20 protein-coding genes are annotated in these 24673 nt (G+C 43.0%); 3 read left to right on the forward strand and 17 right to left on the reverse strand.

The window, feature by feature from the left end; genetic code table 11:
• Nucleotides 1-24 precede the first annotated feature (24 nt).
• The 7 genes from AB1L17_RS15350 to AB1L17_RS15380 all read right to left on the reverse strand — a co-directional run bounded on the left by AB1L17_RS15350 (nucleotide 25) and on the right by AB1L17_RS15380 (nucleotide 8260).
• Nucleotides 25-396 carry a hypothetical protein gene (locus tag AB1L17_RS15350; protein WP_412845557.1) on the reverse strand — a complete coding sequence of 124 codons (372 nt, stop codon included), beginning with the start codon at nucleotides 394-396 and terminating at the stop codon, nucleotides 25-27.
• On the reverse strand, nucleotides 387-1532 hold the full coding sequence (locus tag AB1L17_RS15355; protein ID WP_412845556.1) for an amidohydrolase/deacetylase family metallohydrolase: 1146 nt from the start codon (nucleotides 1530-1532) through the stop codon (nucleotides 387-389). The genes AB1L17_RS15350 and AB1L17_RS15355 overlap by 10 nt, the downstream gene beginning before the upstream one ends.
• Nucleotides 1462-3462: a BglG family transcription antiterminator gene (locus tag AB1L17_RS15360; RefSeq protein WP_412845555.1), complete on the reverse strand. Its 2001-nt coding sequence runs from the start codon at nucleotides 3460-3462 to the stop codon at nucleotides 1462-1464. The genes AB1L17_RS15355 and AB1L17_RS15360 overlap by 71 nt, the downstream gene beginning before the upstream one ends.
• A gap of 186 nt (nucleotides 3463-3648) precedes the next feature.
• Complete coding sequence (locus AB1L17_RS15365) at nucleotides 3649-4731, reverse strand: hypothetical protein (RefSeq protein WP_412845554.1); 1083 nt, start codon at nucleotides 4729-4731, stop codon at nucleotides 3649-3651.
• A gap of 107 nt (nucleotides 4732-4838) precedes the next feature.
• Nucleotides 4839-6668, reverse strand: coding sequence for a UbiD family decarboxylase (locus AB1L17_RS15370; protein ID WP_412845553.1), 1830 nt, complete (start codon nucleotides 6666-6668; stop codon nucleotides 4839-4841).
• Between the two features lie 73 nt (nucleotides 6669-6741).
• A complete protein-coding gene (locus tag AB1L17_RS15375) occupies nucleotides 6742-7443 on the reverse strand; it encodes a YjjG family noncanonical pyrimidine nucleotidase (RefSeq protein WP_412845552.1) in 702 nt (233 codons plus the stop codon).
• Between the two features lie 172 nt (nucleotides 7444-7615).
• Nucleotides 7616-8260 (reverse strand): hypothetical protein, encoded by a 645-nt coding sequence (locus AB1L17_RS15380; RefSeq protein WP_412845551.1) that lies wholly within the window; start codon nucleotides 8258-8260, stop codon nucleotides 7616-7618.
• A gap of 117 nt (nucleotides 8261-8377) precedes the next feature.
• Between AB1L17_RS15380 and AB1L17_RS15385 the strand changes: the two genes are divergently transcribed.
• A complete protein-coding gene (locus tag AB1L17_RS15385; RefSeq protein WP_412845550.1) occupies nucleotides 8378-8908 on the forward strand; it encodes a cysteine hydrolase family protein in 531 nt (176 codons plus the stop codon).
• Nucleotides 8909-9020: 112 nt separating this feature from the next.
• Here AB1L17_RS15385 and AB1L17_RS15390 read toward each other — a convergent pair whose 3' ends face one another.
• The 9 genes from AB1L17_RS15390 to AB1L17_RS15430 all read right to left on the reverse strand — a co-directional run bounded on the left by AB1L17_RS15390 (nucleotide 9021) and on the right by AB1L17_RS15430 (nucleotide 23293).
• On the reverse strand, nucleotides 9021-9704 hold the full coding sequence (locus AB1L17_RS15390) for a DUF4386 domain-containing protein (protein ID WP_412845549.1): 684 nt from the start codon (nucleotides 9702-9704) through the stop codon (nucleotides 9021-9023).
• 292 nt (nucleotides 9705-9996) lie between these two features.
• Nucleotides 9997-10587, reverse strand: coding sequence for a hypothetical protein (locus AB1L17_RS15395; RefSeq protein ID WP_412845548.1), 591 nt, complete (start codon nucleotides 10585-10587; stop codon nucleotides 9997-9999).
• 506 nt (nucleotides 10588-11093) lie between these two features.
• Nucleotides 11094-11813 (reverse strand): hypothetical protein, encoded by a 720-nt coding sequence (locus tag AB1L17_RS15400; protein WP_412845547.1) that lies wholly within the window; start codon nucleotides 11811-11813, stop codon nucleotides 11094-11096.
• Between the two features lie 2 nt (nucleotides 11814-11815).
• Nucleotides 11816-12529, reverse strand: a complete 714-nt coding sequence (locus tag AB1L17_RS15405; RefSeq protein ID WP_412845546.1) for a hypothetical protein — start codon at nucleotides 12527-12529, stop codon at nucleotides 11816-11818.
• Between the two features lie 397 nt (nucleotides 12530-12926).
• Nucleotides 12927-14366 (reverse strand): amidohydrolase, encoded by a 1440-nt coding sequence (locus AB1L17_RS15410; RefSeq protein WP_412845545.1) that lies wholly within the window; start codon nucleotides 14364-14366, stop codon nucleotides 12927-12929.
• An 806-nt stretch (nucleotides 14367-15172) separates the two neighbouring features.
• Nucleotides 15173-15424 (reverse strand): hypothetical protein, encoded by a 252-nt coding sequence (locus tag AB1L17_RS15415; protein ID WP_412845544.1) that lies wholly within the window; start codon nucleotides 15422-15424, stop codon nucleotides 15173-15175.
• 127 nt (nucleotides 15425-15551) lie between these two features.
• Nucleotides 15552-15872: a hypothetical protein gene (locus AB1L17_RS15420; protein WP_412845543.1), complete on the reverse strand. Its 321-nt coding sequence runs from the start codon at nucleotides 15870-15872 to the stop codon at nucleotides 15552-15554.
• A gap of 17 nt (nucleotides 15873-15889) precedes the next feature.
• A complete protein-coding gene (locus AB1L17_RS15425) occupies nucleotides 15890-21364 on the reverse strand; it encodes an RHS repeat domain-containing protein (protein ID WP_412845542.1) in 5475 nt (1824 codons plus the stop codon).
• A gap of 21 nt (nucleotides 21365-21385) precedes the next feature.
• Nucleotides 21386-23293 carry a hypothetical protein gene (locus AB1L17_RS15430; protein ID WP_412845541.1) on the reverse strand — a complete coding sequence of 636 codons (1908 nt, stop codon included), beginning with the start codon at nucleotides 23291-23293 and terminating at the stop codon, nucleotides 21386-21388.
• 362 nt (nucleotides 23294-23655) lie between these two features.
• On the opposite strand from AB1L17_RS15430, the gene AB1L17_RS15435 reads away from it, so the two are divergent.
• Nucleotides 23656-24030: a DoxX family protein gene (locus AB1L17_RS15435; RefSeq protein ID WP_412845540.1), complete on the forward strand. Its 375-nt coding sequence runs from the start codon at nucleotides 23656-23658 to the stop codon at nucleotides 24028-24030.
• A gap of 43 nt (nucleotides 24031-24073) precedes the next feature.
• Here the strand turns inward: AB1L17_RS15435 and AB1L17_RS15440 are convergent, their stop codons facing one another.
• Nucleotides 24074-24244: an anti-TRAP protein gene (locus AB1L17_RS15440; RefSeq protein ID WP_412845539.1), complete on the reverse strand. Its 171-nt coding sequence runs from the start codon at nucleotides 24242-24244 to the stop codon at nucleotides 24074-24076.
• Nucleotides 24245-24394: 150 nt separating this feature from the next.
• Between AB1L17_RS15440 and AB1L17_RS15445 the strand changes: the two genes are divergently transcribed.
• On the forward strand, nucleotides 24395-24601 hold the full coding sequence (locus tag AB1L17_RS15445) for a CDGSH iron-sulfur domain-containing protein (protein WP_412845538.1): 207 nt from the start codon (nucleotides 24395-24397) through the stop codon (nucleotides 24599-24601).
• Nucleotides 24602-24673: the final 72 nt, after the last annotated feature.

Genomic DNA, 24673 nt, shown 5'->3' on the forward strand with positions numbered 1-24673 from the left:
ACCTCCCTTTGTATCCGCTATGTTTTAGGATGGGTCCATCTGCATGGCACGGATGGCTTCAAAATGGACGGCCAACAGAAACGCTTCTGTGTCATCTGCCTGCCACGCACTCTTTTCTTCCGTCAGGACGCGATGTGAGAGCGTGACCATATCGGGATGAATTTCGGCAAATAATTCCGCTTCAATTACTGGCAGCTTCTCTCCGTTCGTCATCCGACGCACAAATGCCAGTACATGAGCACCGATAGCCAGCCAGCGCTCTCGAGGTGTGTGAATCCCCAAGAGGCGAAGTTCATCCTCGATTTTTTGAAGAATCCGCTTACATTCTGAAATTTCAGATAAATAATCCGGTTTTGTCTCTGTCAATTCTTTGAGGATGTCATCAATCATTTGCATGTCAGAACCTTTCCCGAAGTAATCGCTTGATAGGCCACTACTCTTTCATTTGTCTCCACTGTTTCTTGCTCACTATCCGTCAAGAGTGTCTGTTCTTTTTGTATGTGCAAAATGGTTACGTCTGCACAAGCACCCAGCTTCAACGTTCCGATCTCATCCTCCATTCCGAGAATGCGCGCGGGCGAAATCGTACTCGCCGCAATCACCTCGTCGAGCGAATAGCCCATGGCGAGAAACTTCGTGAGTGTGTGCGTTAAGCTGTAGACGGGTCCATCGATGTTGCGCTTGTGAACATCCGTGCTAATAACATGTGGCATAATTCCTTGTGCCTGTGCATGACGCAACGTTTGGAAGCTGAAGCTCGCCTCGCCGTGCCCGATGTCGAGCAAGACTCCCCGCTCCAATGCATCTCTCGCCTCCGGAATCAGATCCCCGCATTCGTCGAACATTCCGCCTTTTTTGCCGTGAAACGCATGTGTCACGATGTCTCCGCGGTCTAGCAGAGGCAGTATTTCCGTTAGCTTTGGCGGAGCATTGCCGATGTGCACCATGATCGGTACGCCCGCTTCCCTCGCTGCTTCCTTGGCTACGAGCAAGGGACGGATGCCGTTTTGCTTAACCACAGAACTACTCATGCGGGCTTTAATTCCTCGCAATACTGGCTGCTCCCGTATGAGCGCTGCCGCTTCTCTCGGGGTTAACCGCGACATGTCTGCGAGCTCACCGCCTCCTGTACACAAGCCATCTCCCGAAATATTCAGAAATGCAAGAACGCGAGTAGCAGAGGGACGAACGGCTTCTTCGAGAAAAGCATCAAATGACCATAACCCGACACTGCCCGCATCTACTACCGTTGTCACTCCTTGTTCAACCCCTACGCGATCCGCAGCTACGCCTAAAAACGACTTACTCGGAAAAACATGTGCGTGCAGATCGATCAGACCAGGTGTCACAATATACCCTTCAGCATCGATCGTTTCCTTGCTTTCCAGATCCATCCCTTGAACGTCCGTTGCCTTCCCTTTCTCATACAAGCCAACGATTCGTCCTTCCCGAATGGCAACATCATAGTGCCCGTTCAGGTTCTGGGAAGGATCGATGACCTGTCCGTTGCGTATGAGCAGATCCACTTTCACTCTCTAACGTCCCCTTTCCTGAAAAATAGCGCATTATGGCCGTCACTTCACTAGGCGGAACTTGGAGGTTTGCCTCCGCCATCAATTGATTTAGCTGTTCACGCCATGCCTTCCATTCTTTTGATTCTACCTCTGTGGGTGATTCCCACTCCTCCTGATAAGGAGAGCCAAATGCGAGGCGATTCACCATTAACAGCAGGTGTAACGTAAGTCCACTTGCCGTTTGTTCCGATAAGTACTCCCGAAAAGCAGCCACGATTTTTTGACTGATCTCATAACCTTTGCAGATGACATCCTGAGATAGCTTTTCCACCACGGGTAAATCTGTCGGATTGAGATCAGTGGTAAGGGTAGGAAACCAAGCTTCCTTGCGAGATTTCACATCCTGTTGCCGAACCGCTCCGTCTACTTGCAGCACTCCCAGACAATTTTGAATTTGGTTGATATCTTGGCGTGTTGGGAGTGGACTTACCATCACAACAGGAACCTCTGCTTTGATCGGCAGTACGCTGATAATGACGTCGACGCGACGACTTGCCAAATACTTTTCTACTTCTGTACTGGAACATAGTCCTACGACCCGCAGTGAACGCAATTCGCTCTCCAAGTACGTTTTCAAAAAGCGCGAAGTCCCTCTGCCTGTTCCGCAAACGACGAGTGCATCTATTTTTTTCTGCTCCAACCAGCGATCATAGGCCGCTTGAAAATGAAGGACGAAATAGGCGATATCTGCATCGAGCCAATAGACACCGCGATGCCAAAACACTTCTTCACACGAGCGTTTGACAGCATCAAAAATGCGAGCGTAAGACCGGCGAATCTCCTCTGTCAGTGGATTCGCAAATAGAACGCCTTGGCGATAACGGTTCAGACTGTCATCCAGATGAGCGAAAAGAAGTCTGCCCAGCTCCTGATCCTCGTGCAATGGTGCCAGCATCCGGCTACTCACTGCTTGTGTCAGCTCTTTGGTCGCCTGAAAAACGTCTAGAACAATCCTGCCAGCACGCGCCTCTCTTGGGACCTGTTCGGTCCCTAATAGCGGAAGGCACGCATACGCAATCTCGTGTTCTGGTATTTCTACGCCTAATCGCTGACATAACGATCGAACCTCACGTGAAAACAGCTCGTACCCGCTCCAATGCCTCGCTTCTTCCATTTCGGCATCATCCGCCGTCACCAATTGCCCCCGCTGAACACGATGAGCAACGATACATAAGCGAATGAGCAAACTAATTAACGTTCGATCTGCCAGCGTCTCGGCTGTGGCTTTCATCCATCCTTTGATGGTATGGATGATTTCCCCTAATTCTGCCCGGCTGATCAGCCATTTCTCTAATAACGGACCTGTCCGTGCCTCTTGTCCATACTCTGGAAAGATCCCCTGTACCATACGATACATGTCGATTCCATCGAGCAAATCGTGAATCAAGTTTTCGAGAGCGTATCGCTTGTGCCGCTCACTCCCGTCCACTCTTACACCATACCTCTGCTTCGCGACGAGCTCGAGGCGCCAGCCATCAAGCAGCTTTTCCGCATCCTTGACATCTGCTACGACAGTATTGCGACTGACTCCCATGTGGTCGGCCAAATCGTTCATCCGCTGATACCCTTCTGCTAATAACAGAATGAACAAAAAATGCTTGACCCGGTCCTTTTGCGGCAGAATGAGTGTCTTGCTATCATCACTTTGCAAGTTTTCCTTCAAAGCAATTCGACGCTCTTGCTCTTCAGTGATCCACAGTCCTTTATTCGGTTGAGAATGGAGGATGACATTTCGTTCGTTTAGCCATTGCCTGACGTACTCCAGATCGTACTTGACGGTCCTTTCGCTTACCTGGAAATCGCGCGCGACGTCCTTGATTTTCAGCGGATAGTAGCTGTCCAGTATCACCTTCAGTAACGCATGGGAACGTGTTGTTAAAAAGACCATTCCTTTCTCCTTTCCGCAAAAAGCCGTGTCCTTGCTTGAGATTTATTATAGAAAACGCTTTCTCAGTGGTAAAGAACGATTCCTTTCCCCATCAATCGTGCAATTTTTGCAATTGTCACTATCATTCGACACCAATGAAAAAGATGACCCCGGATGAAATCAGGAGCCATCTCTCTTCCTCATACCTTACCTGACATAGATCGTTGTTTTTGCCGTTGATTTTGTATCAGTTTCGATGTTTTTCACGGTTGCTTCAATTATATGTGTCTTTTTTTGCTCTGGTTTGAACTTTAGCAGCACTTTGTACGTCTTGTTTTCTTTGTCATATTCCTCATTGATTTCAGTGACGTCATAATTGTACTCTCTGCTAAATTTTGCGGATTCGATATCATAGACCTGATAGGTGAATAGCAGGTAGATTTCATCCCCGAATTTCATTGTTGCCGTGTGCGGGCTTATGGAGGTTTCGATTTTGGGGTTGGCTTTTACGTTAAACTCAATGGACCCATTTCCATCAAAGAGCTCATCTTTCTCTTTATCATACATAATCAAGGAAAAGTGAGGTGTATAGGTCCCCGCTTTTCGTGGCGTAAAGTAGCCTGTCGTAATGTAAATCCCTTTCCTACGATCATGTATCGTTTTTATCTTTTCTACCTTTTGTGATGTGTCCACTGAATCGAATGTAAAAAAATGAAACTCCGCCTCTCTCTCAATCGTTCCTTTATACGGCGTATGTACAGTGAACTTTATTTTTTCTCCGACCTTCAACGATTCTTTTGGCGAAATAGAAAATTCTGATTCTACACTAGGCATTTCACTCGGCATGTTGTCTACGAAGATCCTCTTTTTTGCTTTTCCAACCCATACATTCTCTTCATCCCGCATAATGATTTCGTACTGGATATACATGTTCGCTACTCGGCTACCGATCAAATCCTCTGGTATAATTGTTGCCTTTGACACATAGTTCTTCCCTTTTATGTTCGTGTCGGGCTCTATCGTTATGATCTGTTCTTTATCTGCATCAGATGTGATCTCGATTTTCGCTTCGAATGAATCACCTTCTTTTTTCGTAACCGCCTCCAGTTGAATCTTGCTATTCGGGGAAAATCTCTCTTTGTCCGGACTTATTTTGATTTCTACTGGAATTGATTTTTCTTCAGATGCCAACGTGATAGCGGGAGACAATGTTACCAGTAATGCCAACGATACAATCCAGCTCATGAGGAAATAAATCCCTGATGACTGCCTTCGTTTCATGAAAAACATCCCTTACCCCTCCATCCATTTTTAGGTGAGCACATATTATCCAAATAGTACCATTACATAAAAAAAGTCCGCAACGGAATGTTACGGACTCTACTCGTATAACAAACTTACAAGATTCCACCCAAGCTCGCACCTTTGACAAACAGTCGTTCGATATTTTTCTCGACAGTTGGATCTGGTATCAATGGTGGTGCTTGATGTGGCTTCGTACGCGCATCAATGATCAAATTATCGCAACCCCAATGCTTGTTCTCGTAATAACTGTTCACGCCGTAAATGTCGTGGGATGGATTGCTGCGTGTGAAGGTTGCCCACAGGAAGTTTTGTAGTGACGCGCTCATGAATGTGCTGTCATCGCAAAGGATAATCATCGGGCAAGTTGGAATCGGCCCTCTTGCCTGAATCGCATCACACAGATCCTGCAATTGCTGTTGGGCACTCGCGTAATCGGTGAAAGCAGGACCTTGGATCGCCACCACTCCCGGCATAATCAAGCGAGCATTCTCAAACTCTCGCAATTCCTTCAGTTCGTCCGGCACCTCTTTGCACAGCTCTCTCTTTTGATCGCCGTAAGCAGCGAGGACAACCTTACTGCCGCTGTTTAAGCCCGTTCCGGAATAATCCAGCGTATCAATGGTCGTGTTCGTATAAAAATGAACATCGCGGTGCAGGTCGATTCTCTCCAAAATATAGGTCATAAAATCAACTTCATCATGCGTCGTCAATGGACGATTTTCTTCTGCGGTAATGAACAAATATTTGGCCAAGCTTAATTGACCCGTACCTAAAATACGATTGGCAATGGTGAGCATTTCTGTTGGCTGTTTGACTTGCTGATACGGCGTATATCGCTCGCTTCCAATCGCGAACAGCAACGGATGAACACCTGCAGCATCTACGGCATGGACTTCTTTTACACCCGGGATTTCCTGCTTGATCGCATCGCCCGTTAACTCGTGAATCAGTTGACCGAACGACGTGTCTTCTTGTGGCGGACGGCCAACGACCGTAAATGGCCAGATGGCATTCGGCTTGGCGTACACTTTCTTAATCTTCATGACAGGGAAAGGATGAATCAGACTGTAATAGCCCAAATGATCGCCGAATGGTCCTTCAGGCTTCGTATCTCCGGGACAAATGTCTCCCGTGATGACAAAATCCGCATCATTGCTAATGCAGTAGCCATCGATGTAGCTGTAGTGAAAACGACGGCCAGATAGCAAGCCTGCGAAGGTAATCTCGCTCAAGCCTTCTGGCAACGGCATTACTGCTGACAAGGTATGTGCGGGAGGCCCGCCTACGAAGCAGCTTACTTTTAGCGGCATTCCCATTTTGTTCGCTTTGTCTTGGTGAACACCGATACCGCGGTGAATCTGATAGTGTATGCCCATTTCTTTGTTTACTTCATAGTCATTACCAGTCAGCTGCACCCGGTACATGCCCAAATTAGAATTCATGATTCCGGGCTTTTCCGGATCTTCCGAATAGATTTGGGGCAGTGTGACAAAGGCTCCGCCATCCATCGGCCAGCTTTGAATGAGTGGAAGGTCGGTGATGTTGATTTCCTGTGCAGTTACTGGCATACTAGTCGATTTTTTTGCAGGCAAAGCTTTCAGAGCAGCAAAGCCGTTCTCGATATTTTTAAAAGGGTGCTTTAACGCTTTCATCGGATCATTGCGCATAGCGATTATATTTTCAGCGGCTTGCCAAGTGCTTCTGAAAATAAACTTGCTGCGCTCGATTGTGCCAAACAGATTGGATACGGCACGAAATTTTGAGCCTTTTACGTTTTCAAAAAGCAATGCTGGGCCGCCCGCTTCATATACTTTCAGGTGAATCGCGGCCATTTCCAGATAGGGATCGACTTCTTCCCGAATCCGGACCAAATGACCATGTCTTTCCAAATCAAGTATGCATTCTTCTAAGTTCTGATACATATCTATAGGGCTCCAATCACTAGATTCTAGATTTACCTGTAGACCAATTCCCTCTTATCATACAGGAAAGATCCTACAAATTCACGTTACCCATGCGCACAATTTCTTGAAGCTCTCTCAGCTCTCTGATTTCGTAGGTTGGCTGAATATTTGTCTGGTTTTCCTTGCCAAGAGGATTGAACCAGCACGTATCAACCCCATAATTGACTCCCCCTTGGATATCGGAGGTCAACGAATCTCCCACCATCAACACATTCGACTTATCCGTCAGCTGCAGCTTGGAAAACGCGTATTCAAAAATCTCCTGGTCCGGCTTTTTGTAGCCAACCTCCTCGGAAATAATGAGATGCTCAAAAGAATCGCAAAGCGGTGAAGCAGCAATTCTCGAAGTTTGCACAGAAGCGAATCCGTTCGTAATGATCCCCAAGCGACACCCTTCCAGACTGTTGCACAATTCAACCGCTCCTGGCACGAGATGTACTTCTTTGCCCAGGTTTTCGAGATAGGCACTGCTGAAATCCTCAGCACGAACGTCCAGCTGAGTCGTCTGGAACAATCTTCGGAATCTCTCTACTCCCAGCTCTGCGAGAGTGATACGACCCTCTTCTAAATCTTCCCATAGTCCTTTACTGATCTCTTTGTAAGCAGCTCCATAATCAGCCAATCCTGTAGCTAGTTCAAACTGGGAAAATGTCTTATGCAGAGCTTTTTCCTCCGTCGTTTTGAAGTCGAATAACGTATCGTCTACATCGAAAAGAATGATGTTGTAGCTCATGGCAAACCTCCAGGAATCTTTACTGATCAAGTATTCGTACGAAACATCTCCTATCTATCATATCAAAAACAGACCGCCTAGCTGCATAGAAAAAGCCCCGAAGTGTTTCATTCGAGGCGTTATGCTAACTGGTCATCTGCTTGCTTCCTACGTAAAATCCATCTTTCCCAGCTTAATTCGTGCTTTTCCCTACATAGCTGCCGGCTATGATAATCGTATTCGTGTATCCACCACTTATATTTTCGAATCCTGAGAGCAAGGTTGGAACCCCCACGAATTCAACCGTATCGTCTTCGTAAATGTCTAATGAACCAGGGTACAAGATTTGGTAGCTATCCTCCTCATCATTGATCACATGCAAAATGGAAACGGTCCCGATTTCCGTTTGTTCTTCTTCTTCGATGCTCAATACCGTTCCTTTATCCTGAATCATTGAGGCATAGTACTTGGAGATATTTTTATTGATATGTTTCGGTTGAACATTTGGATCGACTAATTGCTTGGCTTCCTTCACTTTATCGCCTGTTGCCGGAAACAAGTGAGCATGTTTGATCAAAAACTCATTGGCTTGTAGCGGAAATTCTTCGCCTGCTTCGAAGCCATTGAGTTCATGCAGCTCAAGTGTAGCCATCGAAATGTATGGAATGACGGAGGTTTTCTCTGATTCAGCAGCTGCCTTCGTCGCTTCCTTCGTTGTAGAAGAGCCTGGACTGGCTAAATTGGAGAACACAGAAGAAGTACTTGAACCGGTTGAACCACAACCCGTTACGATCATGAATACAATAAGTATGAAAGCATAGTAGAAGGAAACTCTCATCCATACCAACCTTTCCTATTATTCCCTTCCAATGATTATCTCATGGTAACCAATTTGCAGGAAGTACCCAGTTTCTCTCGAAGTAAGTAGCTAGGCCATAGAATGGAAGGTGACAGAATGAACGCTCTCTTAGTCGTTGATGTACAAACCGGCATTGTCAGTTGTGGGGATTACAAAGAGGAACTGTTCTTGATGGAACAAGTGATCAAAGATTTCAAAGACAGGAGTCTCCCTGTCATTTTTATCAGGCATATCGATGAGGCCGAGGATAGTCCGCTGAGTCGAGGCGCTGTAGGTTCTGAACTACACCCTCCATTGAAAGATTATTCCGACTACGTTATTGAGAAGCATACACCCAGTTCGTTCTTCCAAACAGAACTCGCTCAAACATTGGAAAAATTGGGTGTCACTCATCTTTTCATTACTGGATTTGAGACTGAATTTTGTTGTATGTTTACAGCTATCGCGGCCTACGATCGAGGATATCAAGTCACTTTTATTAAGAATGCGACTGGAACAACGAATACAGCCGAGACCTACGGAATGCCAGGCTTGAACATTCCAGGTTTCGTAGGAAAAGTGCTCCGTTGGTCGAGTGTGATTGAAGTAGTAGACTACGAGGAATACGTTGAGAAATATAAATCCTAATTAGCTGAACCGGGCCACATGTCATTGACTCGCCATCCATTGTCCGTGAAGGAATAGATGGCGAGTTTTTTTATGTAGGTAAGGAGGAGTATATGACCCAGCCGTATTTCAGTTACTGTTCCGCACGGTTGAATCCTTTAATAATTAGCCATATAGCCAAAACCAATTGTTGAAAGGCTATTAGGATGTTCAACATCATGTAGGTTGTATCCAGACCGATGAAGCGAATCATAAATAATAAGCTTGCCAATATGGACAATATTGACCCAATAAGACCCGAAACTGACAACCAACGTGGAACTAATTTTGTTTGGTAAAATATGCAGGTAAACAAGAACATAGCCAAAACAAATGCCAGTGTCGTTGCCACATGGTTCACCAAATCACGACCATCCCGTAACAATCCGCCCATGGTCTGAAAATACGATACATTCAGAGCTCCAGCTTTTGCAAATTCGTGGCTAAGATTCAATAGCAACAGAAGAAGGATTACACCAATCATAATGAACACACCCGCAATGATGCCGAAAGCAACAGATCCAAGAGCTAAGCCTTTATGATGCTTACTTAAAATCGGATACATCAAGATAGGAATACCAACATAGGCAACAATCATTAACAACTGGAAAAACGCTCCTATTAGTACCTGATTTTCATTTGTAGAAGCATTGACGAGGTAGTCTGCTCCATCTATAACAGGAACAACACTAAATATACCTGTAACCAACCCGGCTATTAATAACAACCCAGTCATTACTGCAGACCTTCTACCTGAATTTGTACTCTTCCTCACCATAATTAACCCTCCTTATCATAAGCTCCTTTTCTATAAAAGGATATTCTTCGTTGCCTTTGGATAACACTGTACTCTTGTCTTTCTTCCATGCTTGGTGGCTGCGTTCTTTAGCGGGATGCAGCTTGCCTAAAAACTTGTTGGCGTAACTCACAAGCGTATAATGAAGTATCGTACCATTCGAGCAATATTAGGCATCGGACGATCATACCCCCACTCCACAAGAACATAACATTTTTACCTAACAGAAAAAGAACCCCAGACGAGAAGGTAGTTACTCGTTTGGGGCATGATCCTATAACTTCTTTGTTTCAGACCAGACTATTTCACCGCTTTTATTAAGCTCGTAAGAATATCTTGCTGTCGCTTTAGACCTTGATACCGCTTCTTTTTTATCGTTATAATAATACGTTATTTCTCTGATCCCTCCGTCCTGTAAGTTGTCGGTAATAACCTCTATAGCAGGATCAGGATTCTCAATCTCAATTGTTTCATTTAGCAATTGATGTGCTACTTCATCCATGCCTACGTGACGACGAAAACTCCATTGAATTTCTCTATTCTCAGGTTTGTCATACTCCCAAAAGTTATCGTAAAGAGTTACTCTAACACCGCCATTTGAAAGCTCTATTGACTCGTAACCATCTTTAAAGTTAAGTAAAATATCTTTAGGAATGTACTGGAAGTATTTCTGACCAAACCACATCCTCCAGTTTGAGCCAAACCAAAGATCATTTACTAAATGTGAATGTCCCGGCAAACATACAATATCTACTATTTGTTTGTTTTTTAAAATGACTTGTGGCTTTATCTTAATATTCCCGGTTATTTTATTATATTTTTCATACTGATCCAGATGTGTGTTATTCTGCCAAAAGTTATCCACAGAAGTTACCACAAAACCGACTATTACTCCATTTATGAGGAAATATCCTAATGGCCTATCATTTGTGCAAGTTTCTGAGACATACAGCCTCTTCGACTCGTTGTATTCCAAAAAGGAGCCATGCGGCAGGTTTAAGGTTGTTGTTAACTCATCAATAAAGGTTTACGCCATTGAAAACTCTGTTGCCATTTCACCAATCTCAAACTGAGTGTTTAGAAATGAAAACATATGTTAAATAAAAATTAACGACTTAATGAATCTTCTTCAGGTATCTCCACATTGACTTATCACAAGGAGGAAAGCTCAGTATATTAGGTGCTAGGCGTTCTACTTTTCCTGTCCACCTATCGCCTTCTGTTTTTGATTACACATTCCACTATTCTGCCCGTTAGTTTAGCCAAGGTTGCCAGTATTAAGCCTCGGTTTGTTCCGCTATCCATTTAATCAGCTTGTTTTTCCCTTCTTCAGTCAGCACGAACCAGTAGTCTTTCTCTAGTTCATCATTGCTATCTTGGAATCTCGATGTCTCCCTTATCTAATATCATCACATATTCCAAGTCAACTTCACCATCTGAATACCCAGTTCCATTTACAGAACTTCCTGGAAAGGTTTCTTTATTCGTCTGATCATATGGAATCCAACCAAAAAACATATCTTGTTCGGGAGATTGTTTTGCTGATTCTACTTTTATGTATGCATTCATGAATGTTACCCAATCGTCGGACAGTTGCATCAATCCATAAGATTTCTCTTGAGCGGAGACTCTCTTCTCCATTTGTACTCTTGGATCGTAATGCTCTATCCCCTCTGTAATACGATATCCTCTGTCTCTAATTAAATAAAAATGAATAGAACTTAATTGATCTTTTGGGTCAATATTCCACACGAAATAAAACGATGAAGGATCGTTTATATTAAGCTTCCATAGCATTGGTTGCCCCTTTGTATCAATCGAGGCAACCTTCCATTTATGATTTTTCCATACCCAATAGCTAAGACCGTAGCCATCTTTTTTGGATATAAAAGGAACTAATACGTGGCGCTCGTCAATAGGAATTGTGTCTTGAATGATACTTGCGGTCGCCTCTGGAAAGATACGATTCATCTCTTCAACCAATTGTTCATTTGTTGGAAAAGAAGTAGGCATCGAAAAATAGAACCAGTATACAATGATTGATAGCAATATGATAAAAAAACCAAGAGACCATAACTTTTTCTTCGTCATTTTTATTCTCCCCCCTCTATTAGCGAATCTTTGGAGTGAAAATAAAGTTGCTTTTTCGGTGTTGATAATAATATTCCTTTTCCATCGTCTTCAATATAAATCAATGTTTGAAGACCACTACCCCATTTTGATGAAGTTCCAATGAGTTGATATGGAAACCGTTCGTTTCTTTTATTCGATTCAGTATTAATATAGGTCTCTTTGTACCACTGATCACTATAAATTGCTTCCTGTCTCATTGTATCGAGTTGCTTTAGAAGGCTATCTTTATTTAGTGATCTGTCTTTAGCTGATGGGTGAATATTTATAATGGAAGCATTCTCAACATTTGAGATATAGACTGATAGTTCGTCTTTGGGGTATATCACATGATGGACTGGTATTGTTATTAAAGTTAATGCAAAGAAAATAAAATTCGCCCCAAAGCCTAACCAAGCAAAAGATCGACAAGTCTGCCACCTTTCATCTTTGCCTTTAAAAACAAAATACAAGATCCATACACCAAGAGGTAAAATTGGTAACGTAAAAGTCGTATCAAACATATTCCAATTAATTGAAAAAGAAAAAAGACCGACAAGTATTATTAGTGGAATCTTCCATACTTTCGGTTTTAAAATTTGTGTTTGATAAATTCTATAGGCAAAAAAAACAATAACAAGCCACCCTAAAATTACAGTTAATATTTCTATGGTATTGTAATTTGAATTTATTCCCACATTAATCCTCCTCTCTCGCTCTGTAATCATTTCAAATAGGACTACCGAATACAGCCCAGCTTATTGGACAACGAATCCCGTTAGGAAACACTAAACCTATAAATTTTCTTTATTTTACCATTAATCACATTTTTATGTACAAGCTATTGAAATTGTCTATTCCGCTATCCAGCCCGTTAGCGTAATGCCCCATCGTCAGTCTAAGACATTATTTTCAGTGAACATAACGCTGTGACTAGGCAACGAGCGTAGCCAACGTTGGGAAAAATATGATTAACGGAAAAATGGCTGGTTCGGCCACTTTAAGAGCTATATCGCAACGGTCATTTATTCTTATTCGATACAGCAAAAGCAACCTTTCCGTTCGGGTGACCCGGCAGAAAGGTTGCTTTTGACTCTAGTTTTGCGGTTTGTTTTTGTGGAATTCTAATGTTTGTTCCACTTCTTTTACTTTGTTGTATACGTCGATCATGTTTATTAAATTCGTCTGATAGTCATAGGTCTTCAGTATTTTGTTTTCTACGATGATTTTCCCGTTGACGATCACATCCGTTACGTTTTGGGGGCCGGCAGCATAAGCAAGCGTCGCGTACGGATCGTAGGTTGGGAATGAGTTTGGAGCGTGGACATCGACAATAATGATGTCCGCAAGTTTACCTTCTTCCAAGGAACCGATTTTGTCTCCGAGGCCTAGTGCCTTGGCTCCTCCGATGGTGGCCAGCTCGACTACCTTACTTGGCGGCATCAGACTTTGGTCTTTGTTTACTAGTTTATGGATGCGTGCGGCATATCCCATGGTTCCAAATACATCCATTGTGTTGGAGCTCATTGGTCCATCCGTTCCCAGTCCCATTGCGATGCCTGCCTGATCGATCTTGATGGCAGGAGCAACACCTGTCGCTCCCTTTGTATTTGCGATCGGATTGTGGGCAATGGAAGCCCCTCTTTGTTTTATCAATTGGATATCCTCATCTGAGATGTGGATGGCATGGGCCAAAATAGTGTTGCTGTCCAAAATTCCGATTGAGTCAAAATATTTGATCACTGAATCGGATTTCACACCAAACTTTTTCTCGATCCGCTGCTTCTCGTCAGCAAACTCGGCTGCGTGAATGATAAACGGTACCTTGTATTTGTCAGCCAGAGCCTTCGATGCCTTAAGCATCTCAGGGCTTACTGTGAATGAAGCATGTGGAGCCACGGCAGGTATAATCAAATCATTGTTTTTATACTGCTTAATGAACTCCTCGGCATATTGGAGTCCACCGTACGGCGTTGGAGCATCTACGACCGGAAAACTAATGACGGTCTCTCCCAGCACCCCTCTGATCCCAATGGTTTCTGTCGCCCTTGCGATTTCGTCTTCGTGATAGTACATATCGGAGTAGGTGGTCACTCCACCCAAGGCCATTTCGATGACACCGTGGATGGACGCTTTATAGATCAGATCGCGGGAGAGGAGTTTGCCCTCCAGTGGGAAAAAGACCTCGAACAGTCTGTTTCCAACCCCCTCTTCCCCAATGCTGCGGAAAGCGACCATCGGTACGTGGTTATGGGTGTTCACCATGCCAGGCATCACAATATCTCCGCCTGCATCTACAACCTTGGGTGCGCTATATTCACCCGCCAGCTTTTCATCGCCGACGGCCACGATCTTGTTGTCCTTGACAACAATTGTTCCGTTGGCAAAGCGATCCTTCTTGCCGTTCATGGTCAGGACATGTCCATTTTTGATGATGATATCAGCATTTTTCTTCTCGATAGCATGAGTCGTTGAAAAAGTTACCGAGGCAAGAGCTACGGCCATTACGGATAATAAAGTCCATTGCTTCTTCATGTGGTTCCTCCAGCAAAAATATTGAATTGAATAATCATTATAACATGTTTGAATATTGATTCAATTAGGTTTAACTGACTAAACCAACTGTTATCGCGTTAACCCTATTTTTCTCCACGCGGACTTTGCTCTTCTTACTACTACGTCTTATTAATTTGCAAATGTTTATATACTATTAAGTCCTAACTCCCTGAGACTGCGCACGGTCTTGATAGGCAGCATTGAAACTCGTAAAAAGACGGTAAGTTTCATACCAAGAAAATACCTTTGGTAAACTTGAAACAGAAAAGAATCTATCCGCGTAAGTAGTCGAAAGTATCCGAGCATCAAGCACTATTGGATAATTCCTCTCTTTTCTTTGGCGCTCAGAGCCGATACGTTGTTTTGTCATATGAGGAAAGCCGCCTCTGCAAGTAGTTCACAATTACGATCAGCAAATGCAATTATTGCATTCTCATAGTCCACTTTGTGTTTTGCAGAATAGGGACAAACCGGTTTAACCCCTCAAAATTAGAGTCTTTCTCCCTTATTCTTGCAATACCGTATTTTTTTCCTCTTCTTCAACTTTTGAGAAGTCTAGGAAGAGAAAAGCCTAGCTTACGATACTTTGCCATGATTATTTCTCTCCTTTTCGATAAAAGTATTTTTTTATCTTCAATTTGCAATGCTGCGAAAACGCTTTTGCTCATTATAAAAATCAGAAGGAGTTTCAGTATCTATGGGAAAACCCCATTAAAATACTCCTAACGGTACCTAGAAAAATAAGAACCCCAGACAAGCAATTAATACTCGTTTGGGGTAAGGACTTAAAGTTTTTTAGTTTCTGACCAGACTATTTCTCCATTTTTGTTAACCTCATAGGAATATCTTGCTGTCGCTTTAGACCTTGATACTACTTCTTTTTTATCGTTATAGTAATACGTTATTCCCCTTGCCCCGCCATGCTGTAGATTTCCAGTAATAATCTCTATAGCAGGATCAGGATTCTCAATCTCAATTGGCTCATTAAGCAATTGATGTGCTACTTCATCGATTCCCACTTGACGGCAAATTTCCATTGAATATCTCTATTCTCTGATTACTATAAATTTTCATTTTAAAGCAAGAGCTTTTTGGTTCTTTCAGGATTAAATTAATGAAACCCCAGACGAGTAGTTAATTACTCGTTTGGGGCAGTGCTTGAACCTAATACAAAGTCAAATAATCATCGTCAATCTCACCTGATAATGTGAAAATAAGTCTGTATGACCCAATTCCTTTGTCTTGATAAACAATCCTGAGATTAGACACTATACGAATGTAATCACACTCGGGCCAGTTGCCGATAGAAAATGAAACCGTGTCAATATAGACACTTAAATGCTCAGAACTGTAGTTCGTAAAAAACTTACGAAACTCCTCAGGATCCTCAATCCGATAATTTTCAAAGGATTCCCAAAAGGATGTTACGGAACGTTCTTCCACCGCATTTGTTAAACACCACTGTTTAAATGCTTGAATCTCCATGTGACCTTTACCTCTCCTTAGTGTTTTCCTTTGTCGAATCTATCAAAAATTATTCGCCCAGACTTCGCATCATAATTACCAAAAATGCGCCAATCACCGTACTGCCCCTTTACTTTCACCTCGTATTTATACCATTGTTTACCTACTTCTACCCCTTTACCTGATAGCATTTTTATTCCATTCTCACCTTTGCCTCCAACCAAGCCCTTATTCATTGAATCTACAAACTTTTGAACGCCATCTTTTCCAAATTTGTTTCGAACTTCATTATAAACTTCATGCTTTATCCAACCTTTTCCTACAATTTGTAGGCTTCCTGCTGCTAAACCGCCTAATGGTAGGTATTGTGTAGAGTTTGTTGCTTTAACATACAGTCCAAACCCAAATGGATCATTTTCAATTTTGGAATTGACCACTCCCCAAGCTAACTCGTTAACAATCTCTTCAGGTATCATGTAATCATAGCTCTGCATAATATCTGCTTCTTTGATCCCTGCTGCTCGCATTCGGTTACGTAAATCTTTCGCTTGATTTTCCCACTGTTTATAGTTCCCGCCATTCCCCTTTGCTTCTTGCCACTTCCATTTCATTTCGTTTAATGTCCAGTTAGCGGTAATATCTGTACTCCAATGTCCAGTTGGATCAACAAATCTTAACGGATTATTATGCACATACGTATATCTATTCATCGTAAGCGGATTATCCACTTGCCCTTTATACGTATCCTCCGAGATAAACCGGCCTATCGTCGGATCGTAATACCGCGCTCGAAGATAATAGAACCCCGACTTCTCATCAAAGATCTCTCCACTATACTTAAACGGGTTGGACATCCCTTCCTTCTGCGAAGTGACATTTCCCCAGGTATCATACTCATAGGTGTTCAATTCCTGTCCGTTTTCATCTGAAATCGAGACGACATCCCCATGACTGTTATAACCATAATACCCGTTTTTGTTCGTCAACAGGTCTTTTCTAAACAACAGCTCATTTCCCCAGATATTTCGAGCCTTTACATTTCCTGCTGCATCTAGTTCCTCAATGACTTTTCCATTTAGGTATACGTATTTCGTCTCATCGCCATTGTCTACCTTGGTTGCACGCAAGCCATCTCCAAAATAGGTATAAGCTGTCTTTGTTCCTGTCTTTTCGTTTGAAGTACTCCGCAGGCGGTTTCGCTCATCATACGTATAAGTCGTAGTCCCAATATCTGGTGGCAGTTTCCCTTCATAAGCAGAGCGGTTACCTCGGCCGTCATAGGAGTACTGATTCGTTGAGTTTGGCACGACTTCCTTGGTCAAGCGGTCGATTTTGTCATAATCATATTGGTAAGGAGTTTCATTCCGCTGGATTGCCACAACATTCCCGAAAGAATACTTGTTAGATTCACTCCAGACAGGGTTTTGCTTATTAAGGTGTGTCACATTCTCTACTTGTCCAAACGAATCCAGGTTGCGCACATTCATTCGACCATTCGGATACTCCACCTGATAGCTTTCTCCGTTTGGCTTCATGTGATAATCGTACGTAATGAGCCCGGTGAGCGGACTGTTTACTTCCTGTAAGCGATCAGCAGCATCATAGCTATATGTCACCACTGTAGAGTCCGGGTATGTGAAGGTGTCCATCAGGTCGTCATGATCCGTATACCCTAATTGATAGACACGTCCAAAAACAGTCTGGCTCTTCAGTCGCTGAAACGGGTCATAGGCGTACAACACTTCCCGATAGTGACTGCCAGTTGGCAATCCGTCTGCCCCATTGCTGTTCGTTTCTTTTTGGAGCAGGGAGGTGTTCGAGACGTACTCCTTCGTTTCTACGTTGGTGACGACACCTGCTGCGTTTTTAGTGGTTAGTTTCGCTACATCGTAAAACGATGTGTATTCATAGGTGTGACTATTCCCTGCCTTGTCTTTATATGCTTTCGTTGTACCGTTTGTATTGTAGCTATACGATTCAGTTGCACCGGATGGAACATCCTGCTCGCTGATTTTCCAAGACAGGGCGTTGTAATGGTTCTTGGTAGTCAGCACTTGGTTTTCGGTTACGGTTACCAGATTTCCAAGTGAGTCGTATTCATACCGGTAGTTGTTTTGCTCAGGATCTAACAAGGATACAAGGTTGCCATTATTGGAGTACCGATACTCCCATGCTCGACTCTCACCGGTATGATCTTTAACAGATTTGCGGATGACCTGATCGAAATCGTTACGGGCTAGATGAGTGGTCAGGCTTTGCGTGCCGTCTCCTGTTCGCTTCACTTCTTTTTCCAACTGACCTTGGCGATCGTAGTATTGTGTTGTTTGCAATCCGTTAGGCTCGATCGTCAGTTGTGTGTTGGCAGCGACATTGTTTGTTCCGTCGTTCATCGTATTGGCATACAAATAAACGGTAGTACCCATCGGGTCTTTCTTTTGCCAAACGGTACCATCTGCATTGTAAACAAATGTCGTAGCGCGATTGTTGTCTGCAAAGGGAGAACTAGTTAAAAGATGATTCGCATCCAAAGAATACGTATTGTATACAAGCGGACGCACTTCCCCATTTGTTCCGATCTGTCCTTTGAATTCGACCTCTCCATATGGAGTGAAATGGGAAAACATCTGCGTGCCATCTGGCATCGTCATGGTTACTTTTCGTGCGGTATCATCATAGGTGTAACGGGTAGTTCTCGTCTGTTCCTTGCTCGTTGCCAGCTCTTTCGTTTTTCGACCGAGTAAATCATAGGTAAATTGGACCTGTGTATTATCTGGATATGTGCGAGAAGTTAAGCGCCCTAATCCATCATAGCTATAGCTGTGAGTTAGGGACTGTTTTTGACCTGCTACCGTCTCCACCTGCATTTTGATCTGAGTGGGATAGAGTCCCATCGGTTCATAGGAAGCGATGTTTTGCAGGGTGATTTTGGCATCTGGCCCTGTGCTTGCTTCCGCAATATATCTCAATTGTTTATCTTCATAGCTGTAAGTACGGTCTACCTGCTCTACCCGTGTGGTTATTCCATCCGGATAGGAATCCACGATTTTTTCAGTGGCGAGCAAGCTGTCCTCTCCGTACGTATACGTTTCCTGATGATAATGGCTTGGGGTGCCGGCTGCTGTCTTTTTGATACTACCAGGCATTCGGAAATCCGATGGTGTTCCAGGGAAAACATACTCTGTTACCGTTACATTCCCCTTTGGATCAATCTCCTTGATGACATCCCCGAACTTGTTATAGTCATATTCCGTAGTTTGTGCGAAACGAGGAATACGCACCTTTACTTTGGACAATTTGTCCGGGTTTGGAGCCAACAGGAACGAATACACATCTTGGTCGGCTGTTATGGAAGCCGGACGACCAGGGAAAGTATACACATACGTCGGTTTTGTTTCGCGATCCTTGTACAAATAACTCGTGTAAGTTACGGGAGAGAAGAGATACGTTTTGTCGTCTTCAGTTAGCTTTAGCTCTCCCTGAATCGTGTTCGTATCCGAACCTGAACCAACATACTTCTTCACCGATTGCAGCAAGAAGTTACGATCTTCATTGACAATAAATGTTTTGTCCTCGTTTAGTAACCCATCTTGGAGGGTGCTGGTCACCACACGGGAGCCGTCTCGGTTAAGGGACTGTGTAGCAAATCTAACAGCCTCTGATTTTGGTGACTTCCAGATTTCTTTGTTTGTCTCTGGATAATACTTGGTGTATGAGTACCATTCTGTCTTTGGCTGGTCTGGATGAGGTGTCTTTGCAAAACGAAAATTGACAGCTGTCACTGGATGGTAGGTCGTGTAGGTCAACTTTTCCTTATCCTGGTACAGGCGTACGACTCCCCGATCCAAAAACCCAGGGGCATCGGGATTGTACAAGCTGTACGTATACGTCATGGACAACCCTTCCACCGGGTAGTTGACTTGCTTCAACAGCTTGTAGTTCACAGTAGCTCGCTTTGTTTTGTCTATATTTGTATAAGAAGATGATTCTATGCCGTTATCATCAAAGTTGATTACACCGTTCGTCGCTAGGAAGGTATAGTCAGGTTTGAAGTTAAATTCGGACTTCCCGTATAATTTCGCATCATGATACACATATTCGGCGATCACTTTATTACGTGTACCGGATACATCGTGTTCGATGACTCGATCTTGGTTCGTATAGATTCCCCACTCATATTCAATATGCTTCAACAAGGTTGTCTTCGAACTATCTTGGTATACTTTTACCTGTGTACTGCCCGCTAATCGATCCATGACGATATAGCGACCCACGCTGTCAGTAATTTCGATAGGCAAACTATGGTCATCTGGGATGCGATAGTGGATTGTATCTCCATAGGGATTTGTTTTTTTGACCAAGTAGGTGGTGTACAGATCATCTCCCTTGTATCGAGACTCCTCCCCAAAATCATACTTATCCCCATTTACTCGCAATGTGGCCATATGGTTCTCGCCAAATTCACCAGTTTTGTCTCGATAGTTGACCATTGTTGCCCCTTGAAATGGGGTGTTTACCCATGTTCCATATTTCGTAGAGGACTCCAGAACAGTACCATCCTCTAATGTAAAAAGATATCGCTCTCCTTCACCTTTATGCCCACATGAATATCTAGTTGCATCACTTGATTTGGTACAATTCGTATTTGATTTGTATATCTCCTGAAATCGAGGGAAATTCAGACTCCAGCCGTGTTTTAGAGAGTTTACACTTCCTTGTAAGGGACGTGTCCGGTTAATTTCTGAATTAGAATAATAAATATCCTCAGTCATCGCGTCCAAAGAAGAATAGCTTCTTTCTAAGGTCAAATCCATCCCATGTTTTCCATCTAATTGAAGGTCGATTTCTTTCACATTCGCTGTCCGGTATAACTCGTCCACCGGATTGTCTGTATTCGATCGTTTATATTGATATGTCAAACCTTCTGAATCGTACATCGCATCGGGAGGACTCGAAGCAATTGAAGAGCTAGTCAAGGCATTTCGTTGTTGTGGAGTAGGTTTAGGCTGAATTTCCGAATGACTTTGTTCATAAAAGATTTTTATCGCAGGCAAAAGAGCAGATACCTGCTCGTACTTCGTTTTGGAAAGTTTGCTAATCTTTTCGATTACGCCTTCATCTGTCCACTGGTATTTCTCCACTTGCTCGTTGTGAGACAAGAATTTATCAAATTGCGGGTAAAAATAGGAAGCAATCTGGAGCATTTCTCTGGTCGAAATGCGATAAGCTTGCCAAACATTGCTTGGCTGGAGGGAATCCCAGTTCTCAGCGAATACTTCCTCCTTGGTGTAGCTAGGTTTGTCATCTGGCTTCTTCTCTTTTTTCTTTGATGCTTCATCTTTTGCGTTCACATAAGTAGAAAGCCAATTTTTTGTCGACCCATTTTGATTGGAGGTAGAAGCTGAATCCGTACCATTTGGCGCTTCCTCCGTTTTTGCATATGTCATACCAGGCGATAACAAAGAAACTACCAGTAGGACATTTATACCTTTTGTTAACCATTGTTTGATTCGCATCGAGCTTTGTCTCCTCTTTCCTTAATAAACCGTTTTCTTGATGAGATTTCCATTGCCATCATAGATAAACTCTGTCAGGATTTTTTCATTTTGTTTGATTTGAACGAGTTGTCCTTTTGCGTTGTACACATACTCCACTCCGAGGTAACGAGCTGTGAGACGCGCTTGAACAGGGCTGTTACCTACAGACGAGAGGACAACATAATAATCCTGACCTTTTTGTAAGGAAGGAGTTACCTTGGAATAAGTGGATTGGTTCCCACCATCAGTGGAGACAACTAAATGTGTTTGTCCATAATCTTCATAGATAGCGAGCTGCGTATTATTGGTATCTGTAAAAACTTCAAAATTCCCAGAAACAGGAGGGGTGAATTTTACTATTTTTTTACTGCCGGGTTGTAAATTTATATCAATCGGTGTTGAAACCAATAAGGATTCTGTATCCGTGAAATTTATACCGAATGTATTGGTTACAACGTCATTGTCCGTACCTGTGATCTTTGCATGCGGAATCGTCACATAGACATTTTGAACACTATGTTTCTTTTCATGATTACTTGCATTTCCCATGAATTGTATGGTGAGCTGAGTATCGCTGTTACGAGTCACAACTGGCTGTAAACCTTTAGGCAAATTATTTACTGTCACAGCAGATGCTACATCTGAATTAAAAGTGCCATTCGTTAAGGTGATTACTTGTTTATCCGAAATACTACCATTATTACCTGTTGCTTCGTTGATCGTTGGTGAAGTTACAGCAGCACTGGTGTCTAGAACAACTGTCAGTCTCGTATGTAGAGCCTGAGATTGGTCGTAAGGAGAAACATATAGAAAGTATGTGGTTCCAGCTGTCATGTTTATCTGGATTTCGGAATAAAGAGATCCATCCGAGGCTTCATCATTAAAATCTACAAAGCCTTGCATTTGCTCCTCCCGATACATAAGAAGTAATGTGTCAAATGGCGCTCCAAACCCTCCATATGGACCTGTATGGAATCGATATGTTCCTGTAACTGGAGCAGTAAAACGATAGGCTGGTATTTCTCCTACTGGCAGACTTATATCAACCGGTTGTGCAAGAGCAAGTTCTGTTTTTACTTTACTTACATTCACACTATAGGAATCTGTTTCACTGAAATCTCGATCCATACTAAATACAACAATGTAATAGGTCGTATTTGGTTGAACAGATAATGTGACCGTCTCTTTTAGACCACGTTCGCTATTCATACTAGACCCAACTACTTTACTTGGATCTTGTATGACAAGAAGGTCGTAGTTTTTGTCTTTTGGAACACTCAGTGTCACCGTTATTTCGCCAAAGAGGGACCCTGAATCCAAACGATACATATCGGTGTCATTTGCTGAGGAAAGCTTTGAGGTATAAAGATTTCCACTAATAATCGGATAGCTGGAATTTGTTTCGTCATTTGGTTCAAAGGGATCTACGGTTGGAGTAGCTGAAGTTACCGGAACAGCAGCAGTGCGTAATGTGGCAGCGTTTGCCTGCTTTATTGGTGGTGTTTTGAGGGGAGAAAGCTCAGGCATAAGTTGTTCCCAGTATGCATTCACTTGTTGCTCCATTTGTTTTTGCAACTCTTGAATCTTGCTTTTTTGCTTTTCTAAGTGCTTATTAATTTTATCTTGATGTTTTTTCCTATTTGAATCTTTTGGTGCAGCGTGGAGTTTGGTGCTCTTTTGCGAGAACGTGGATATTTGCTTCTCGATCTTTTTCGCTAACTCTTTATCTCCCTTTTTTTCAGCAACAACTTGGAAGAAAGATAAGGTCTGCTGAAGTCCCCATATTTCTCGATCCATTTGAGATACTTCCGCTATTGGATTTTGTGTCGTTTTTGCTTCTGCCATAGGAAAACAGGTGAGCAAAATCAGCATGCCTACAAACGTAAAACTCATCAAACGATTTACCATTGTTATGCCACTACTTTCATGATGAAATAATTGAACGATTCAAGTTACTTGACAGTACATTTACAACAATTTGTATATCCCTAAGGACATCACCTCATATGTATCGTTTATCTATCAAAAGCCCAGAAGAAAGTATATCAACATAGAGCGGTAAATGATTGTCAAAAAATATGGTGCTCTTGGGCTGTTTACCCAATAACTCGGGTCTGTTAAGATTTTTTTGGCATATTTACAGTCGCTAATTTCATTGCCCCAGATCGGAAAACATTTGCGAAACGAAGCCCCAACTGCTATATGACAAAAGATGTCATAACGGTCGTTTTATACTGAATCCATCAACGAAATGATAGGAGGATTTATGTATGATACGACTGCGTAGTTTCGCAAAATGGGGAATGGTAGTGGGATTGTGTTTGTTATTCGTTTCCGCTGGTTTTAACAAACTGATTGGACATCCAGACACAACACTCGCCTTCCAAGCATATGGGTTTCCCTACTGGTTTCAACTGGTTATCGGGTTAGGCGAAGTGCTAGGTGGACTGGGCTTGCTATGGAAAAAGTATGCGCGCTACGCTGCCTACACACTAGCAGTGATTATTCTCGGTGCTACGTTCACACTTCTTTTAAACGGTGACACGTCTACTATTGTGGTCCCTTTCGTCTTTTTCATTATTCTCTTGCTAGTAGGTTTCCGTTTTCTCACGCTAAAAAGACCATCAGCACACACCCGCAACTAGGTGTGTCTCTGACGGCCTCCCGCTTCTATTTCATACCCGCTATTTACAAATGCTTTTTAATAAAGTGAAGGAGGGTTTGACCTTGAGCTGTAAGAATCGCTCCCTTGCCTTGGCATTTGGGACATGGCTCCTCTTGCTTGTCTTCATTCAAGAGTACCCCCTTGCCTTCACATTCCCAGCAGGATTGTTCTAAGTCATCCATCGAAATCGTCATCAGAAAATATCCTTTCCCTGCAAAAAATAATCGTACCTTGAGCTGATTTTAGCACGGATTCACCATGTTCTGCCAGTAAGATTAAATTCCACATACCCTTCTGTTAGAAAACATATTAGGTAAAGATAGTAAAAAAAGGAGGGATTAGTTGTGGATCAAGAAAAAGTAATCATCAAAATTAACGACAATGGCTCTATTCGTGTTACTGGTGCAGTTGACTTGCTGGATGGAGCAGGTGACAATTTCGAGGTCGGTTCATCTTTTTCACTCTGTCGATGCGGTCAATCCGAGAAGAAACCATTCTGTGATGGTACGCATAAAAAAGTCGGCTTTGAAAGTGCGCCTCGTGCAAAATAATCGAGTAGGAGGGGGTGACTAACCCCCGTCCTCTCACACCACCGTACGTACCGTTCGGTATACGGCGGTTCA

Origin of the sequence: Brevibacillus jepli (assembly GCF_047229145.1) — a bacterium.
Classification (GTDB): domain Bacteria; phylum Bacillota; class Bacilli; order Brevibacillales; family Brevibacillaceae; genus Brevibacillus.

Excerpts from the sequence above, each read along its gene's own strand:
- AB1L17_RS15360 (WP_412845555.1), bottom strand. The coding sequence starts at position 3,462 with ATGGTCTTTTTAACAACACGTTCCCATGCGTTACTGAAGGTGATACTG.
- AB1L17_RS15420 (WP_412845543.1), bottom strand. The coding sequence starts at position 15,872 with ATGGAGATTCAAGCATTTAAACAGTGGTGTTTAACAAATGCGGTGGAA.
- AB1L17_RS15380 (WP_412845551.1), bottom strand. The coding sequence starts at position 8,260 with ATGAGAGTTTCCTTCTACTATGCTTTCATACTTATTGTATTCATGATC.
- AB1L17_RS15370 (WP_412845553.1), bottom strand. The coding sequence starts at position 6,668 with ATGTATCAGAACTTAGAAGAATGCATACTTGATTTGGAAAGACATGGT.
- AB1L17_RS15415 (WP_412845544.1), bottom strand. The coding sequence starts at position 15,424 with ATGGAAATTTGCCGTCAAGTGGGAATCGATGAAGTAGCACATCAATTG.
- AB1L17_RS15375 (WP_412845552.1), bottom strand. The coding sequence starts at position 7,443 with ATGAGCTACAACATCATTCTTTTCGATGTAGACGATACGTTATTCGAC.
- AB1L17_RS15440 (WP_412845539.1), bottom strand. The coding sequence starts at position 24,244 with ATGACGATTTCGATGGATGACTTAGAACAATCCTGCTGGGAATGTGAA.
- AB1L17_RS15430 (WP_412845541.1), bottom strand. The coding sequence starts at position 23,293 with ATGGTAAATCGTTTGATGAGTTTTACGTTTGTAGGCATGCTGATTTTG.
- AB1L17_RS15365 (WP_412845554.1), bottom strand. The coding sequence starts at position 4,731 with ATGTTTTTCATGAAACGAAGGCAGTCATCAGGGATTTATTTCCTCATG.
- AB1L17_RS15350 (WP_412845557.1), bottom strand. The coding sequence starts at position 396 with ATGCAAATGATTGATGACATCCTCAAAGAATTGACAGAGACAAAACCG.
- AB1L17_RS15390 (WP_412845549.1), bottom strand. The coding sequence starts at position 9,704 with ATGGTGAGGAAGAGTACAAATTCAGGTAGAAGGTCTGCAGTAATGACT.
- AB1L17_RS15410 (WP_412845545.1), bottom strand. The coding sequence starts at position 14,366 with ATGAAGAAGCAATGGACTTTATTATCCGTAATGGCCGTAGCTCTTGCC.
- AB1L17_RS15400 (WP_412845547.1), bottom strand. The coding sequence starts at position 11,813 with ATGACGAAGAAAAAGTTATGGTCTCTTGGTTTTTTTATCATATTGCTA.
- AB1L17_RS15385 (WP_412845550.1), top strand. The coding sequence starts at position 8,378 with ATGAACGCTCTCTTAGTCGTTGATGTACAAACCGGCATTGTCAGTTGT.
- AB1L17_RS15425 (WP_412845542.1), bottom strand. The coding sequence starts at position 21,364 with ATGCGAATCAAACAATGGTTAACAAAAGGTATAAATGTCCTACTGGTA.
- AB1L17_RS15435 (WP_412845540.1), top strand. The coding sequence starts at position 23,656 with ATGATACGACTGCGTAGTTTCGCAAAATGGGGAATGGTAGTGGGATTG.